At 69.9% G+C, this 15,593-nt stretch carries 19 protein-coding genes and 1 tRNA gene; 5 read left to right on the forward strand and 15 right to left on the reverse strand.

The genetic code is table 11. The annotated features are described in order from the left end of the window. Positions 1–80 precede the first annotated feature (80 nt). The gene (locus WH07_RS09430) at positions 81–734 is read left to right on the forward strand and encodes an SDR family oxidoreductase (RefSeq protein ID WP_046497850.1); all 654 of its coding nucleotides are present in this window, start codon (positions 81–83) and stop codon (positions 732–734) included. A 185-nt stretch (positions 735–919) separates the two neighbouring features. Here WH07_RS09430 and WH07_RS09435 read toward each other — a convergent pair. Next, positions 920–1,001 (reverse strand) — tRNA-Tyr (locus WH07_RS09435). 241 nt (positions 1,002–1,242) lie between these two features. Here WH07_RS09435 and WH07_RS09440 point away from each other — a divergent pair. From WH07_RS09440 to WH07_RS09450, 3 genes are all read left to right on the forward strand, one after another. After that, positions 1,243–1,731, forward strand: coding sequence for a YajQ family cyclic di-GMP-binding protein (locus WH07_RS09440; RefSeq protein WP_046497806.1), 489 nt, complete (start codon positions 1,243–1,245; stop codon positions 1,729–1,731). A gap of 114 nt (positions 1,732–1,845) precedes the next feature. Then, positions 1,846–2,355, forward strand: a complete 510-nt coding sequence (locus tag WH07_RS09445; RefSeq protein ID WP_157877313.1) for a methylated-DNA--[protein]-cysteine S-methyltransferase — start codon at positions 1,846–1,848, stop codon at positions 2,353–2,355. Continuing rightward, a complete protein-coding gene (locus WH07_RS09450) occupies positions 2,352–3,011 on the forward strand; it encodes an alpha-ketoglutarate-dependent dioxygenase AlkB family protein (RefSeq protein WP_046497808.1) in 660 nt (219 codons plus the stop codon). Before WH07_RS09445 ends, WH07_RS09450 begins: the two co-directional genes overlap by 4 nt. Positions 3,012–3,027: 16 nt before the next feature. Here the strand turns inward: WH07_RS09450 and WH07_RS09455 are convergent, their stop codons facing one another. From WH07_RS09455 to WH07_RS09520, 14 genes are all read right to left on the reverse strand, one after another. Further along, on the reverse strand, positions 3,028–3,297 hold the full coding sequence (locus WH07_RS09455) for a GlsB/YeaQ/YmgE family stress response membrane protein (RefSeq protein WP_046497812.1): 270 nt from the start codon (positions 3,295–3,297) through the stop codon (positions 3,028–3,030). Further along, on the reverse strand, positions 3,294–3,473 hold the full coding sequence (locus WH07_RS09460) for a hypothetical protein (RefSeq protein WP_046497814.1): 180 nt from the start codon (positions 3,471–3,473) through the stop codon (positions 3,294–3,296). Before WH07_RS09460 ends, WH07_RS09455 begins: the two co-directional genes overlap by 4 nt. 76 nt (positions 3,474–3,549) lie before the next feature. Next, a complete protein-coding gene (locus WH07_RS09465; RefSeq protein ID WP_046497816.1) occupies positions 3,550–3,942 on the reverse strand; it encodes a YccF domain-containing protein in 393 nt (130 codons plus the stop codon). Next, on the reverse strand, positions 3,939–4,802 hold the full coding sequence (gene htpX / locus WH07_RS09470; protein WP_046497818.1) for a zinc metalloprotease HtpX: 864 nt from the start codon (positions 4,800–4,802) through the stop codon (positions 3,939–3,941). Before htpX ends, WH07_RS09465 begins: the two co-directional genes overlap by 4 nt. A gap of 208 nt (positions 4,803–5,010) precedes the next feature. Next, positions 5,011–6,570, reverse strand: coding sequence for an NADH-quinone oxidoreductase subunit N (locus tag WH07_RS09475; protein WP_046497821.1), 1,560 nt, complete (start codon positions 6,568–6,570; stop codon positions 5,011–5,013). Then, positions 6,567–8,132 (reverse strand): complex I subunit 4 family protein, encoded by a 1,566-nt coding sequence (locus WH07_RS09480; protein WP_198533765.1) that lies wholly within the window; start codon positions 8,130–8,132, stop codon positions 6,567–6,569. The genes WH07_RS09475 and WH07_RS09480 overlap by 4 nt, the downstream gene beginning before the upstream one ends. Positions 8,133–8,159: 27 nt before the next feature. Continuing rightward, entirely contained in the window at positions 8,160–10,166 is a 2,007-nt protein-coding gene (locus WH07_RS09485) for an NADH-quinone oxidoreductase subunit 5 family protein (RefSeq protein WP_046497826.1), read from the reverse strand. Further along, complete coding sequence (gene nuoK / locus WH07_RS09490) at positions 10,163–10,516, reverse strand: NADH-quinone oxidoreductase subunit NuoK (RefSeq protein WP_046497828.1); 354 nt, start codon at positions 10,514–10,516, stop codon at positions 10,163–10,165. Before nuoK ends, WH07_RS09485 begins: the two co-directional genes overlap by 4 nt. Next, complete coding sequence (locus tag WH07_RS09495) at positions 10,516–11,184, reverse strand: NADH-quinone oxidoreductase subunit J family protein (protein WP_046497837.1); 669 nt, start codon at positions 11,182–11,184, stop codon at positions 10,516–10,518. The genes nuoK and WH07_RS09495 overlap by 1 nt, the downstream gene beginning before the upstream one ends. Continuing rightward, entirely contained in the window at positions 11,181–11,708 is a 528-nt protein-coding gene (locus tag WH07_RS09500; RefSeq protein WP_046497838.1) for a NuoI/complex I 23 kDa subunit family protein, read from the reverse strand. The genes WH07_RS09495 and WH07_RS09500 overlap by 4 nt, the downstream gene beginning before the upstream one ends. Continuing rightward, positions 11,708–12,676 (reverse strand): complex I subunit 1/NuoH family protein, encoded by a 969-nt coding sequence (locus WH07_RS09505; RefSeq protein WP_046497841.1) that lies wholly within the window; start codon positions 12,674–12,676, stop codon positions 11,708–11,710. Before WH07_RS09505 ends, WH07_RS09500 begins: the two co-directional genes overlap by 1 nt. Then, positions 12,673–13,758 (reverse strand): NADH-quinone oxidoreductase subunit C, encoded by a 1,086-nt coding sequence (locus WH07_RS09510; RefSeq protein ID WP_198533764.1) that lies wholly within the window; start codon positions 13,756–13,758, stop codon positions 12,673–12,675. The genes WH07_RS09505 and WH07_RS09510 overlap by 4 nt, the downstream gene beginning before the upstream one ends. Then, positions 13,758–14,435 (reverse strand): NADH-quinone oxidoreductase subunit B, encoded by a 678-nt coding sequence (locus WH07_RS09515; protein WP_046497844.1) that lies wholly within the window; start codon positions 14,433–14,435, stop codon positions 13,758–13,760. The genes WH07_RS09510 and WH07_RS09515 overlap by 1 nt, the downstream gene beginning before the upstream one ends. After that, positions 14,426–14,818: an NADH-quinone oxidoreductase subunit A gene (locus WH07_RS09520; protein ID WP_046497846.1), complete on the reverse strand. Its 393-nt coding sequence runs from the start codon at positions 14,816–14,818 to the stop codon at positions 14,426–14,428. Before WH07_RS09520 ends, WH07_RS09515 begins: the two co-directional genes overlap by 10 nt. 179 nt (positions 14,819–14,997) lie before the next feature. On the opposite strand from WH07_RS09520, the gene WH07_RS09525 reads away from it, so the two are divergent. Beyond that, the coding region (locus WH07_RS09525) for a sensor domain-containing protein (protein WP_046497848.1) at positions 14,998–15,593 on the forward strand (596 nt) is incomplete at its 3' end.

Genomic DNA, 15,593 nt, shown 5'->3' on the forward strand with positions numbered 1-15,593 from the left:
GTCCGTGAGGGGGCCGGCGGCGGGGGTGGCGCGGCCCGGTCGCTCGGACGGTCATGACCATCCGGCGTACGGTCGTCACCATGCGAATTGTGATCGCCGGAGGACATGGTCAGATCGCGCTACGGCTGGAGCGGTTGCTCGCCGGGCGTGGAAACGAGGTCGTGGGCATCATCCGCGACCCCGATCAGTCGCAGGATCTGCGGACCGCGGGCGCCGAACCGGTCGTCCTGGACCTGGAGTCGGCCTCGGTCGAGGAGGTCGCCGCGGTCCTGGAAGGCGCGGACGGCGCGGTGTTCGCGGCGGGCGCGGGCAGCGGGAGCGGTGCGGCGCGCAAGGACACGGTGGACCGCGGCGCGGCGGTCCTCTTCGCGGACGCCGCGGAGCGCGCCGGCGTACGGCGCTATCTCCTCGTCTCCTCGATGGGCGCGGACCCGGATCACCGCGGGGACGCGGTCTTCGACGCGTATCTGCGCGCCAAGGGCAAGGCGGAGGTGTACGTACGGTCCAAGCCTGCCCTCGACTGGACGGTCCTGCGCCCGGGGATGCTGACGAACGACGCGGGCACGGGCCTGGTCCGGCTGGCGGAGTCGGTGCAGCGCGGTGCGGTGCCCCGTGACGATGTGGCGGCGGTCCTCGCGGAACTCCTGGACACCCCGGCCACGACGGGCCTCACCCTGGAACTGACCAGCGGGCCGACCTCGGTGGCCGAGGCCGCGAAGACAGCCGACCGCTGAGCCGGGGCCGGGCCGCACGAAGCCTTCCTCAACTCCCTGGTCGGCCATGCCTGTTCGGCGCCGACCAGGACCTGCGGGCGCGGGCCCATGACACGGTGCACGGCGGCAGGGGCCCATGGCACACAGCGCACAAAATGGCCCCTGTTCTGCGTTTCCGCAGATCAGGGGCCATCTCTTTTATCGCGTGGCGGCGCCAGGATTCGAACCTGGGTAGGCTAAGCCGACGGATTTACAGTCCGCTCCCATTGGCCACTCGGGCACACCGCCATGGGATGTCGCTGCCGACCGAGTGAGCCGCTGTGAGGCGGTGCTCCGTGGCAACGACGTAAACGATACCCGATGCCCAGGGGTGCTCCGCCACCGGATTGATCAGCGCTCCGGGCGGGTGCGGGTGACTAGGCTTTACGGCAGCGACCGGCGGTGTCCGGCCGCTCAGCGAGCATGCGACGAGCACCCGATGTGCACCCGGCGAGCATCCGGGCCGCACCGATACAAGGAGCCACAGGACATGGCCGACTCCAGTTTCGACATCGTCTCGAAGGTCGAGCGGCAGGAGGTCGACAACGCCCTCAACCAGGCCGCGAAGGAAATCTCGCAGCGTTACGACTTCAAGAACGTCGGGGCCTCCATCGGCTGGTCCGGCGAGAAGATCCTGATGGAGGCGAACTCGGAGGAGCGGGTCAACGCGATCCTCGATGTCTTCCAGTCGAAGCTGATCAAGCGCGGGATCTCCCTGAAGGCGCTGGACGCCGGCGAGCCCCAGCTCTCCGGCAAGGAGTACAAGATCTTCGCCTCGATCGAGGAGGGCATCTCCCAGGACAACGCCAAGAAGGTCGCGAAGATCATCCGCGACCAGGGCCCCAAGGGGGTCAAGGCCCAGGTGCAGGGCGACGAGCTGCGGGTCAGCTCGAAGAGCCGCGACGACCTCCAGACGGTGATCGCACTGCTGAAGGGCCAGGACTTCGACTTCGCCCTCCAGTTCGTGAACTACCGGTGACCGAGTGATCCGACCCGCACGGTGGTGTCCGAATTCCGCCAGCTTCGCGGGCTCCGGAGGCAGAGACTCGTCACTGAGGCACCGAGGAACACGGTGCGAGGAGAGGAACGGGTCATGGCTCTGACCGTGTACACGAAGATCGGCAGTCCGCTGGGGGAGCTGCTGCTGGTCGGCCTGGAGTCCGCCACCGCCAAGGGCGGTGTCGCACTCGCCTCGGTCTCCCTGCCCGGGCAGAAGGGCGCGGCCGTCGTGCGGGACGTCTGGGTCCGGGCGCCCGAGGCTTTCGAGGAGATCGCCGGGCAGTTCAGGGCGTACTTCGACGGAACGCGGACACGGTTCGATCTGGAGTACGTGGACGGCGGTACGGACTTCCAGCGGCGGGTCTGGCAGGCGCTGGACGCCATTCCGTACGGCGAGACCGTGACGTACGGGCAGATCGCCGCGCGGGTCGGCTCCTCCGGGGCCGGGGTTCGGGCGGTGGGTACCGCGATCGGGCGGAATCCTCTGCTGGTCGTGCGGCCGTGCCACCGAGTGATCGGCGCGGACGGAGCGCTGCGCGGGTACGCCGCCGGGCTGGAGCGCAAGGAGCGCCTCCTCGGCCTGGAGGGTGCTCCCGTGTCATGAGCGGAGAACTGTTCCCCAGGCCGCGGGCGGTCATCGCGCCCGGGGTCGTGCATGTCCCCGACTGGCTGTCGGAGGAACGGCAGCGGGAGCTGGTGAGCGCCTGCCGCGAGTGGGCCCGCGGTCCGGTACCGATCCGGCACACGGTGCTGCCGAACGGCGGTGTCATGTCCGTACAGACCGTCTGCGTGGGCTGGCACTGGCAGCCGTACACGTACACCCGTACCGCCGGGGATGTGAACGGGGCCCGGGTCGCCGAGTTCCCCGACTGGCTCGTACGGCTGGGTCGTGCCGCGCTCACCGAGGCGTACCGCGACCCGGCGGCCGGTGCGGCGTACACCCCGGACACCGCGCTGATCAACTTCTATGAGGGCGGCGCGAAGATGGGGATGCACCAGGACAAGGACGAGAAGTCCGACGCGCCGGTGGTGTCCCTGAGCATCGGCGACCGGTGTGTCTTCCGCTTCGGCGGTACGGAGAACCGGGGGCGGCCGTACACCGATGTCGAACTCTCCTCCGGTGACCTCTTCGTCTTCGGAGGAGCGTCCCGCTTCGCCTACCACGGCGTGCCCAGGGTCTTCCCCGGTACGGCCGACCCGGCGACCGGCCTGCGCGGTGGGCGGCTGAACATCACCCTGCGGGAGACGGGCCTCGGCTGAGGCCCTTCCGGCTGGGTCAGCGGGACCGGGAGTGGCCGAAGAGGAGCCTGTATATGACGAGCAGGACGAGCGCCCCGCCGATGGCGGCGCCCCAGGTCGCACCGTCGTAGAAATCCGCGGATATGGGCCGGTCGAGCCACCGGGCCGAGATCCAGCCTCCGATGAAGGCGCCGACGATACCGATGACCGTCGTGCCGATCAGCCCGCCGGGGTCGCGGCCGGGAAGCAAAATCTTCGCGATGGCTCCGGCGATCAGTCCGAGAATGATCCAGCCGAGAATGCTCATACGCCGAACCTGCCTTTCGTGCTGTTGCCCATCAGGACGCCGGGGAAGCCGGGCGCGGTTGCGACACGGCCGCCGGGAACGGCGACGGTGGCCCGGCGCACGGCGTACCCACCACACTTCTGCCCCCGCGGGCGCGCGGCAGTGGCGGACTTCGGTAACTGCTCGATCTCGGTCATGAGTTCATGGTGGACCACGGCACGGACAGTCGGCCCGCCCTGTGGACAACTTCGCCCCGCGCGCCCCTGACCTGGGTCAGCGCATCCCGAACCGCTGGTCGGTGGGCACGATTTCCTTGCCGAGCGGCATCAGCGAGATCGGAATCAGCTTGAAGTTGGCGAAGGCCAGCGGGATTCCGATGATGGTCACGAGGAGCGCGATGCCCGTAAGGACATGGCCGAGGGCGAGCCACCAGCCCGCGAGAATCAGCCACAGCACATTTGCGACGAACGACGGTGCCCCGGCTCCGGGCCGTTCGACCGCGGTGTAGCCGAACGGCCACAGCGCGAAGAGACCGATGCGGAAGGCGGCCACGCCGAACGGGATTCCGATGATCGTGACGCACAGCAGCACGCCCGCCAGCAGATATCCGAGGCACATCCAGAAGCCGCACAGAACGAGCCAAATGATGTTGAGGATTGTCTTCATGGTCGGCGACCTGCCATCTGTTCCAGTCGGGCGATGCGCTCCGCCATCGGCGGGTGCGTCGAGAACAGTTTCGCGAACCCCTGTCCCGGGCGGAAGGGATTCGCGATCATCATGTGGCTGGCGGTCTCGATGCGTGGCTCGGGCGGCAGCGGGAGCTGTCTCGTCCCCGCCTCCAGCTTCCGCAGCGCGCTCGCCAGGGCGAGCGGATCGCCGGTGATCTGCGCTCCTGAGGCGTCCGCCTCGTACTCCCGCGACCGGCTCACGGCGAGCTGGATGACCGAGGCCGCGAGAGGCCCCAGGAGCATGATCAGGAGAAACCCGACGATGCCGGGCCCGTCATCGTCGTCGGAACGGCCCACCGGGATGAGCCAGGCGAAATTGACCAGGAACATGACGACCGAGGCGAGGGCTCCCGCGACCGAGGAGATCAGGATGTCGCGGTTGTAGACATGGCTGAGTTCATGGCCGAGCACTCCGCGCAGCTCGCGCTCGTCGAGTATCTGGAGGATCCCCTCCGTGCAGCAGACCGCGGCGTTACGGGGATTGCGGCCCGTGGCGAAGGCGTTGGGTGCCTGGGTCGGCGAGATGTACAGCCGCGGCATGGGCTGGCGGGCCGCGGTCGACAGCTCGCGGACGATGCGGTAGAGCTGCGGCGCCTCGAACTCGCTGACGGGGCGGGCGCGCATGGCGCGCAGCGACAGCTTGTCGCTGTTCCAGTAGGCGTACGCGTTGGTCCCGATGGCCACGACAAGCGCGACGATCAGGCCCGTACGGCCGAAGACGCTGCCGATCCCGATGATGAGTGCGGACAGTCCCCCGAGGAGTACGGCGGTCCTCAACCCATTGTGCCGGCGGTGCACGGTACGCCCTCCAGGTCGTGCGGCAGGGGGACCCTTTTCTGGTGCTTCTCCACTCTCCAGTGGACCCTTCCGTACTGGTCAACGCCAGGCGAGCGGTGCGGGTTCCCTTGCGCGCGCGGACCCGGGCGTACGCCGTCCGGGTGGCGGAGCGCGGAGGAGAGCGGTGTGACGGGACGGGGTTCGTGGTCCCGGTGGTCTTCGGCTGGTCTCAGAAAAGGCCGGTGGCGGCGAAGCGCAGCACCAGTTGGGGTGCTCCTGAGAGGGCGAGCGCTGCCACGGCGGTCAGGGCGATGGCCGCGGTGAGGGCTGCCGGGGCAGGGCGTATGACCAGTTCACCCGCCCCTGAGGGCTCGCCTGTGCCGTCGCCTGTGGGGGTGCCCTCCGGGGCGCGGAAGAGGGCCGCCGTCCACTGGAGGTAGTAGTAGAGCGCGATCACCACATTGACGGCCATGACGACCGCCAGCCAGCCGAGCCCCGCGTCGACGGCCGTCGAGAAGACGGTGACCTTGGCGAAGAGGCCGATGATGCCGGGCGGCAGCCCCGCCAGGCACAGCAGGAAGAAGCCCATCGCGAGGGCGACGGCCGGCCGCTGGGAGGCGAGGCCCCGGTAGTCGGAGAGGCGGTTCAGCGGCTTCGTACGCGTCACCAGAACGACGACGGCGAAAGCCCCCAGGTTGACGATGGCGTACATCAGGGCGTACGCGACGGTCGACCCGATCCGTGCCGTGTCCGCGTAGCCCGCGGCGGCGATGGGCACCAGGAGGTAGCCGGCCTGGCCGACGGACGACCAGGCGAGCAGCCGTACGGCGCCGCCCGCGCGCGTGGCCGACTGGCGCAGCGCCGCGGTGTTTCCGACGGTCATGGTGAGCGCGGCGAGCACCGCGAGGACCGGCCCCCAGACGTGCGCGTACGAGGGGAAACCGATGACGGTCACCAGGATGAGGCCCGAGAAGCCGACCGCCTTGCCGACGACGGAGAGATACGCGGCGATGGGCAGCGGCGCGCCCACATAGGTGTCGGGGACCCAGAAGTGGAAGGGGGCCGCGGCCGCCTTGAAGGCGAACCCGACCAGGGTCAGGGCGACGCCCGCCGTGGCGAGGGTGACCAGTTGGGCGGGGACGCCGCCGTCCAGGCGCGCGGCGACCTGAGTGAGGTGGAGGGTGCCCGTCGCGGCGTACACGAAGCTGACGCCCAGGAGCATCACGGCCGTCGCCGTGACGGAGGAGAGGAAGAACTTCAGCGCGGCCTCGGAGGAGCGCCGGTCGCCGCGCCTCAGTCCCACCAGCGCGAAGGCGGGCAGGGAGGCGACTTCGAGTGCGACGACCAGGGTGGCGAGATCGCGCGAGGCGGGCAGCAGGGCCGCGCCGGCCGCGGAGGCGAGCAGCAGGAACCAGTACTCCCCTACGGGGAGTTCCCGGATACCGCTGAGCGAGAGCAGCGCGGTGAGCAGCGCCCCTCCGAGCACCAGCAACTGGATGACCAGCGCGAAGTGGTCCGCGGTGTAGCTGCACACCGTGGGGTCGGCGGGAAGGCAGAAGGTCGTACGGTCACCGTCGCGCAGCGGCAGCAGCGTGAGGAGGGCGGCGACGAGACCGGTGATCGTCAGGGCGCCGAGGAGCGGCTTATGGTGCTCCGGTACGAAGAGATCGGCGACCAGGACGACCAGAGCGGCCACCGCCGTGATGGTCGGGGGCGCGATCGCGAGCCAGTCGATGGACTGGACGAGCCCGGCGGCGCTCGCGACGCTCCCGGCGGCGGCCACGGTCACGACTTGCCTCCTGCGAGAAGCTTCTGCACGGCGGGGTCGGTGAGACCGAGGAGGGCCGCGGGCCAGAGTCCGGCGAGTACGGTCAGGGCGACGAGCGGGGTCCAGGCGGCGAGTTCGTACGTCCGGACATCGGCGAGGTGCGGCGCTTCCGGCGGTTTGACGCCCATACAGACCCGGCGTACGACGATCAGCAGATACGCGGCGGTGAGCAGGGTGCCGAAGCCCGCGATCACCATGAAGGTGAGGAACGCGGGGCGGCTCAGCCCGTCCGCGGGGTCGAAGGCGCCGAACATCGTCAGCATCTCGCCCCAGAATCCGGCGAGTCCGGGGAGTCCGAGCGAGGCGACGGCCGCGAAGGCGAGCAGACCGCCGAGGCGGGGCGCGCGGCCGTAGAGCGCGGCACCGGTGGCGCCGGCGAGGGTGTCCAGGTCGGCGGTGCCGTACCGGTCCTTGACCGCTCCGACCAGGAAGAACAGCAGACCGGTGATCAGACCGTGAGCGATGTTGGCGAAGAGCGCGCCATTGACGCCGGTGGGGGTCATGGTCGCGATGCCGAGCAGGACGAAGCCCATGTGGCCGACGGAGGAGTAGGCGATCAGCCGTTTGAGGTCGCCGCTCGCGCCCTGCCCGGCGAGTGCGAGACAGGCGAGGGATCCGTAGACGATGCCGACGACGGCGAAGGCGGCGAGGTACGGCGCGAAGATCCGCAGCCCGTCCGGGGCGATGGGCAGGACGATACGGACGAAACCGTACGTACCCATCTTGAGCAGTACGCCGGCCAGGAGCACGGAACCAACGGTCGGGGCGGCGGTGTGAGCGTCCGGCAGCCAGGTGTGCAGCGGCCACATCGGAGTCTTCACAGCGAGCCCGATGCCGATCGCCAGAACGGCGATGACCTGCACGGATGTACTCAGCCCCCGGCCGTTGTCAGTGGCGAGTGCCACCATGTCGAATGTGCCTGCGCGGAGCCCGATGAGCAGCAGGCCGAGCAGCATGACCACGGAACCGAGCAGCGTGTAGAGGATGAACTTCCAGGCGGCGGCCTGCCTGCCGCCGGTGACTCCTTCCGACCCGCCCCAGCGGGCGATCAGGAAGTACATCGGGATCAGCACCATCTCGAAGGCCAGGAAGAAAAGGAGCAGATCGAGGACGGCGAACGTCGCCAGCGTGCCGGACTCAAGGACGAGCAGCAGGGCGACGAATGCCTTCGGCGAGGGGCCGGCAGGCAGCTTGAAGTAGCTGTAGAGCGCGCAGAGGAAGGTCAGCAGCGCGGTCAGGACCAGAAGGGGGAGTGAGATGCCGTCGATGCCGAGATGGATCCGGATGTCGAGTGCCGCGATCCAGCTCACGTCCGTCGTGGCCTGCATCCTCGACGGGTGGGCGTGGTCGAAGCCGAGTGCCAGGACGATCGCGGCGATGAGGATCGCGCCGGTCACGGTCACGCCGTGGCGCAGCACGGCCTGGTCGGGGCTCTTGCCCCGCAGTCCGGGCGGGGCCGGGAGGAGCGCGGCCACGGCGCCGATGAGCGGCCCGGCGACGATCAACGCGAGAAGGAACTGCATCACGGACTCACTGATATCGATCACGGCTCACGCTCCGGCTGCGACGAGTACGGCGGCGACGGCCAGGACGACGGAGCCGGCGAGCAGGGCGCTCACATAGGTCTGCACATTGCCGGTCTGCGCGCGGCGTACGGCGGCGCCGAGCCAGCGCGTGCCGGTGCCCGCTCCACGTACGTAGGTGTCGACGACCTCGCGGTCCAGGAAGCGGACCAACCGGGCGGCGGCCAGGACGGGGCGTACGAACAGGCAGTGGTAGACGGCGTCGAGATGGAAGCCGGTCGCGGCATGCCGGTGGAGCGGGCCCAGCAGCAGCCGGCTGGGGTCGGCCGGGTCGGGGGCCGTCGCGGGCGAGCCGTAGACACGGGTGTGGATCTCCATTGCCTCCACCTCGGCGAGGGCGGGCTCGGCGTCCGGGTGGGCGATGACGGCGTCGATCGGGGTGCGGGCCGCGAGCGCCGTGGTGTGGCGCCAGCAGCCATAGGTGACCAGACCGCCGACGAGGACGACTCCGGTGCCGAGGACGGAGGTGGTGAGGTTCGGGGCGAGGCTGTGGCCGTCGAACCACTTGGGGAGATAGCCGACGGCCAGGCTCAGGCCGATGGAGGGGATGGCCAGCACCCAGAGGACGGCGTTCATGGCAACGGGCTGCTTGCCGTGGTCGGGGGCCTCGGCGCCGCGGCCGCGGAAGGTCAGCAGCCACAGGCGGGTGGCGTAGGCGGCGGTGAGGAGGGCGGTGAGCAGTCCGGCGATCAGTACCGTCCAGCCGACGGCCCCGGGGGCGTTGCCGTACTCGCCCAGGGCGGCGTGCTCGGCGGCGACGAGCACCGATTCCTTGGAGAAGAAGCCCGCGAAAGGAGGGATCGCGGCGAGGGCGAGCAGGGCGACCGCCATCGTCCAGTAGGCGTCTGGGATGCGCCGGGGAAGGCCGCTCATCCGGGACATGGCGGCCAGTGAGTTGGTGCCGGCGGCATGGATGATCACACCGGCGCCGAGGAAGAGGAGGGCCTTGAAGACGCCGTGTGCGAGGAGGTGGAAGACGGCCGCGCCGCGGTCGCCGACGGCCAGGGCGCCCGACATATAGCCGAGTTGGCCGATGGTCGAGTAGGCGAGGACCCGCTTGATGTCGTCCTGGGCGAGGGCGGCGAGCGCCGAGCCGACCATGGTGACCGCGGCCAGCGCGCCCAGGACCACCATCGCGGCCGAGGAGGCGGCGAAGACGGGGAGGAGCCGGGCCACGAAGTAGATACCGGCGGCGACCATCGTCGCGGCGTGGATTAGCGCGGAGACGGGCGTGGGGCCCGCCATCGCGTCGGGCAGCCAGGTGTGCAGCGGGAACTGGGCGGACTTGCCGGCCACGCCCGCGAGCAGCAGTAGCGCGACCAGGGTCGGGTGGTCCAGGCCACCGCTCGTGACGGCGTTCAGGATGCCGGTGATCCGGAACGTACCGGCGTCGGCGGCGAGTACGAACAGGCCGAACAGGAAGGGGACATCGCCGAGTTTGGTGACCAGGAAGGCCTTGAGGGAGGCCGCGCGTGCCTCGGGAGTCTCCCAGTAGTGGCCGACGAGGAAGTACGAGCAGATGCCCATGACCTCCCAGCCGACCAGCAGCACCATCAGATCGCCGGAGTAGACGACCAGCAGCATCGCGGAGGTGAAGAGGGAGACGAGCGCCGCGTACGAGGGGTAGCGGGCGTCGCCACGCAGATAACCGGTCGAGTAGATCTGCACGCACGACGCGACGACACCGACGAGTACGGCGGCGAGAGCGGCGAAGCCGTCGATGAAGAGGGCGAGGTCGATCGGGACCGAGCCGGTCGGGGTGAATCGGGTCGCGGCTTCCAGCGGCGCCGTACCGCTGCCGGATCCACCGCCCTGGCGTGCGGCCACGACGATGGCGAGGGCGGCGGCGGCCAGGGTCGGCAGTACGGCGAGGGGGCGCACGAAACCGGGTGAGGTGCGGCCGAGGAGCAGTCCAGCGACCGAGCCGAGGAACGGAAGCAACGGGACCAGCACGGCGAGGGTCGTGGTGTTCACGCGATGACCTCGGCCTTCTCTGCCGCCGGTGCGTCGGGCTCCGCACGCTCGGCGGTGTCGCGGAGCCGGTCGACGTCCGAGCTGCCGCGGTTGCGGTAGACCATCAGGACGATCGCGAGACCGATACCGATCTCCGCGGCGGCGATGGCGATGACGAAGAGGGTGAGCGCCTGGCCGGCGTGCAGGGTGTCGCGGATCCAGACGTCGAAGGCGACGAGATTGAGATTGACGGCGTTGAGCATCAGCTCGACGGACATCAGGACGAGGATCGCGTTGCGGCGGGCGAGTACTCCGTACAGCCCGGTGCAGAACAGGAGGGCCGCGAGCACGGCGGGGTAGGCGAGATGCATCAGCGCTGCTCCTTACCGCTGGCGCCGGGGGTGCCGCTGTCTTCGTCGGCCGCGCTGTCGACCTTCGCTGTCCTGTCGACCTTCGCCGCGCCGCCGTTCTTCGCCGCGCCGCCGTTCTTGCGGGACAGGGCGATCGCGCCGACGAGTGCGGCCAGCAGAAGGACGGAGAGGGCTTCGAAGGGCAGCACCCAGTTCCGGAACAGGAACCGTCCCGACACCTCGGTGGAGCCCTGGGCCGGACCGTCCAGGCCGATCCAGGTCGTACGGAACGCGTCGACGACCACCCAGACCAGGGCGGCTGCCGCGGCGAGGGCCACCGCGAGCGCGACCGGGCGGTTGCCCGAATCGGCGTCCGGGGAGCGGCCGATGGGCGCCTTGGTGAGCATCAGACCGAAGAGAAGGAGGACCACGACGGAACCGATATAGATGAGGACCTGCACCCAGGCGATGAACTCCGCAGTCAGCAGCAGGTATTCGACGGCCAGGCCGCCGAGGGCCATCACCAGCCAGAGGGCCGCGTGCACCAGTTGGCGGGTGGTGACGGTGACCATGGCCGCGCCGAGGGTGACCAGGCCGACCAGCACGAAGGTGATCTCGACGCCGGTCGGTGAGAGGAAGCCGCGTTCCGCCGCCGCGGTGGCGGTCGCCGCGGTCGCCGCGAGGCTCACTCGCCGGCCTCCCGCTTCTCGGCGGTCTTGCGGGCCGCGGTGACCTCTTTCGGCTCCTCCGCGCCCGGGTCCAGCGCGGGTGGCGCCGGCACCGTCCACATCCATTCGCGGAGCCGGTCCCGCTCATGGGTGAGATCACGGATGTCCGTCTCCGCGTACTCGAACTCCGGTGACCAGAAGAGCGCGTCGAAAGGACACACCTCGATGCAGATACCGCAGTACATGCAGAGCGCGAAGTCGATGGCGAACCGGTCGAGGACGTTGCGGCTGCGCTCACGGCCCCCGGGGACCGCGGCCGGCACGGTCTCCTTGTGGGAGTCGATATAGATGCACCAGTCGGGGCACTCACGGGCACAGAGCATGCAGACCGTGCAGTTCTCGTCGAACAGCGCGATCACGCCCCGGCTGCGGGGCGGGAGTTCGGGCTGTGCCTCGGGGTACTGCGCGGTGACGGACTTCCTCGTCATCGTCCGCAGGGTGACGGCCAGGCCCTTGGCCAGGCCCGAGCCGGGGATCGGGGACACTAGTCGATCGCCACCTTCACGATGCCGGTGAGCGCGATCTGCGCGAGAGCGAGCGGGATGAGTACGGTCCAGGCGAGCCTCTGGAGCTGGTCCTCGCGCAGCCGCGGATAGCTCACCCGCAGCCAGATGACGGCGAAGGCGAGGACGGCCACCTTGAGGAGCGTCCAGACCCAGCCGAGGCCGTCGGCACCGAACGGGCCGTGCCAGCCACCGAGGAAGAGGACGGTGGTCAGTGCGCAGAGGATGACGATCCCCGCGTACTCGGCGAGGAGGAACAGAGCGAAGCGCAGACCGGTGTATTCCGTGTAGGCGCCGAAGATGATCTCGGAGTCCGCGACCGGCATGTCGAAGGGCGGGCGCTGGAGTTCGGCGAGGCCCGCCACGAAGAAGACCAGAGCGCCGACGATCTGCCAGGGCAGCCACCACCACTCGAAGGCATCGAGGATGCCGGGGAGCGAGACGGTACCGGCCGCCATCGCCACCGAGGCGGCGGCGAGCAGCATCGGCAGCTCGTACGCGAGGAGTTGAGCGGCGGTCCGCAGTCCGCCGAGAAGGGAGAACTTGTTGGCCGAGGCCCAGCCCGCCATCAGCGAGCCGAGCACGCCGACACCCATCACGGCGAGGACGAAGAAGATGCCCGCGTCCACGACCTGGCCGACCGCGCCCTCGCCGGGGCCGACCGGGATCACGACCAGGACGAGCAGGTACGGGAGGAGGGCGACGGCGGGGGCGAGCTGGAAGATGCGGCGGTCGGCGTCGGCCGGGACCACGTCCTCCTTCTGTACGAACTTCACACCGTCGGCGATGAGCTGGGCCCAGCCGTGGAAGCCGCCCGCGTGCATGGGGCCGAGGCGGCCCTGCATATGGGCCATCACCTTGTGTTCGGTCTGCCCGACCACCAGGGGGAGGACCAGGAACACGGCGAAGACGACGACCAGCCGGAGGGCGACGTCGAGTACGTCGTTCACGCGTCTCCTCCGGGACGGTCGTTCTCGGCGGGGTCACTCTCGGGACGGCCGTCTTCGGGACGGCCATCTTCGGGACGGCCGTCTTCGGGACGGCCGCTCTCGGGCTGATCGTTCTCCGGGCGGGGCTTGTGCCAGGGCGCGTCCGGGGTGGACGGAGTGGGTGGTGAAGGCGGTGTGGGCGGAGTCGCGCCCCGCTGGGACGCGGAGCCCTCCCCCGCGCTGCGCGACCGGCGGGCCGGGCCGGTGCCCGGTGTCTCCGCCGGCCCGGTGCCGCCGTCCTCGGTGCGGGCGGGACGGCTCGCCGAGCCTTCCGAGGCGCTCCGCGTACGCCGTACGGGACGGTCACCGGCAGCGCGGGCACCACGTGCCGGCGCTGCGGGGAGCCGGCCCTTGAGGGGGCCCCACTCATTGGGATCGGGTACGCCCGGCGGAAGCATCTGGCGGCGCTTGGGGCCGCCGTGTTCGGACTCTCCCGGCTCCTTCGCGCCCGGCCATGCCTTGACTACCCGGGCCGCGAGGACGAAGTCCTTGCGCAGCGGGTGGCCTTCGAAGGTTTCGGGAAGAAGGAGGGGGACCAGGTTCGGGTGGTCGGTGAAGGAGACACCGAACATCTCGTGCGTCTCACGTTCGTGCCAGCCCGCGCCCGCGTACACGCCGACGGCCGTGGGCAGGACGGCCGCCTCGTGCGGAACGGTCGTACGGACGAGCAGGCGGCGGACCGTACGGCCCGTACCGCCGCCCAGGGCTACGACATGGGCGCAGACGCGGAAGCCCGTGCCCGGTTCGTCGACGGCGCTCAGCCAGTCGAAGTAGGTGCAGCCAAGGCGGTCGCGGGCGGTTTCGAGGGCGGTGATCCAGGAGGTGACGGGGACATCGACCGTGAGCAGGTCGTACGCCCGCTCGGCCATGGACTCCTCGCCGAAGATCTCGGCGACGGCGTCGGGGAGCCGGTCGTAGGAAGCCGCCGCGTCCTCGGCGCCGGGACCGTCCGCGCCCCGGGTCTCCCGGTCTCCCAGATCCCGGCCGTCCGTGCCGCCCGGATCCCGTCCGTCGGTGCCCGGATCCCGTCCGTCGGCGGCCATCAGGTGCCCTCCCCCGGTGCCGGCGGGGCGGGGACCAGACCGCTGCGCAGCGCGGCGGGCGAGGGCCGGCCGGCCGAGGCGTAGCGCTCGCCGAGCGATTCGCGGGCGATCTTCTCCTGAAGCTTGAGGATCCCCTGGAGCAGCGCCTCGGGCCTGGGCGGACAGCCCGGCACATAGACATCGACGGGAATGACCTGGTCGACGCCCTTGGTCACGGAGTACGAGTCCCAGTAAGGGCCGCCGCAGTTGGAGCAGGCCCCGAAGGAGATCACGTACTTGGGCTCGGGCATCTGCTCGTACAGCCGCTTCACCGCGGGAGCCATCTTGTCCGTGACCGTGCCCGAGACGACCATCAGATCGGCCTGGCGCGGCCCCGGCGCGAAGGGGATCACCCCGAGCCGGATGAAGTCGTGCCGGGACATGGAGGCGGCGATGAACTCGATCGCGCAGCAGGCGAGACCGAAGTTGAAGACCCAGAGACTGTAGCGGCGGCCCCAGTTGAGGACCACCTTCATGGGCTTGGGGGCCAGCCGGGAGAGGACCCCCAGCCGTCTGGGCTCCGGCAGCATCTGGGGCTCGGCCCCCGATCCGGATCCGGATTCGGCTCCGGGCGCGACCCCGGACCCGGAAGCGGAAGCGGAATCAGCGGCGAACGCCGAGGCAGGGGTCACGTCCATTCCAGGACGCCCTTCTTCCATGCGTAGAGCAGTCCCACGGCCAGGAAGCCGAGGAAGACGAACATCTCGACCAGCGTCGTGGCACCGTACCCGGGCGCGGCGAAGACGGTCGCCCACGGGAACAGGAAGATCGAGTCGACCGCGAAGATCACATAGAGGAACGCGTAGACGTAGTAGCGGACCTGGGTGTGCGCCCAGCCCTCACCGACCGGATCCACTCCGCATTCGTACGTGAGCAGCTTCTCCGGCGTCGGCACCACCGGCCGCAGCAGCCGGCCCGCGCCGAAGGCCACGGCGACGAACAGCACACCGACGACCGCGAGCAGTCCGACGACCGAGTAGCTCTGGAAGTAGTCCGCCGCGAGAACGGTCGATCCCGACACGTCCGCCCCTCGCTCCCTGACCTCGTAGCAGTTCTTCTCGACGATCTGTACGGACGGGAGTCTAGGCCCTGTTAAAGAGAGGGTAAGCAGCCCCGTCTCAGAGAGTGGGGTTATCCCTACTTTCCCCCACCCAGCAACCCCATGGCGTCCGGCATCGCAGGCGTGCAGGCTTGAGCCTTATGACCGTGAGCAACAGCCTCCCCGACGACCGGCCGCCCGCCGCGCGCATCGCGTACGACCGGCACACCTGGAAGGAGATCGCGCATCTCCTCGCGAACCTTCCGGTCTCGCTGATCGGATTCACCTATGTGATATTCACCGTCTCGACAGGTGCCTCGCTGTCGGTGACGGTGATCGGTCTGCCCTGGCTCGTCGCCGGTCTCACGGGCGCGCGGCTGCTCGGCCGTGCGGAGCGCGCGCGGGCGCGGGCTCTGCTGGGCATACGGATCGACGAGCCGAGCCCTCTGTTGGGGCGCCGGGGAGCGCACCGCTCCGACGGTGTGCTGAGCTGGGTGTGGGCGGGGCTCAAGGATCCGGTGGCCTGGCGGACGGTGCTGTACGAATTCATACGGCTGCCCTGGGGCGTGCTGACCTTCGCCATCACCCTGGTGGGGCTCTTTGTCTTCTGGCCGTTCCTGCCCTTTGTGGTGCGCGGGCTGGCCAATGTCGACCGGGCGATGGTGCGGGGGCTGCTCTCGCCCTCCGACGAGCTGGAGCGGCGGATAGCCGAGCTGGAGTCGGATCGGGGTGTGGTCGTGGACACAGCGGCAGCCGA

Origin of the sequence: Streptomyces odonnellii (genome assembly GCF_000981895.1) — a bacterium.
Taxonomy (GTDB): domain Bacteria; phylum Actinomycetota; class Actinomycetes; order Streptomycetales; family Streptomycetaceae; genus Streptomyces; species Streptomyces odonnellii.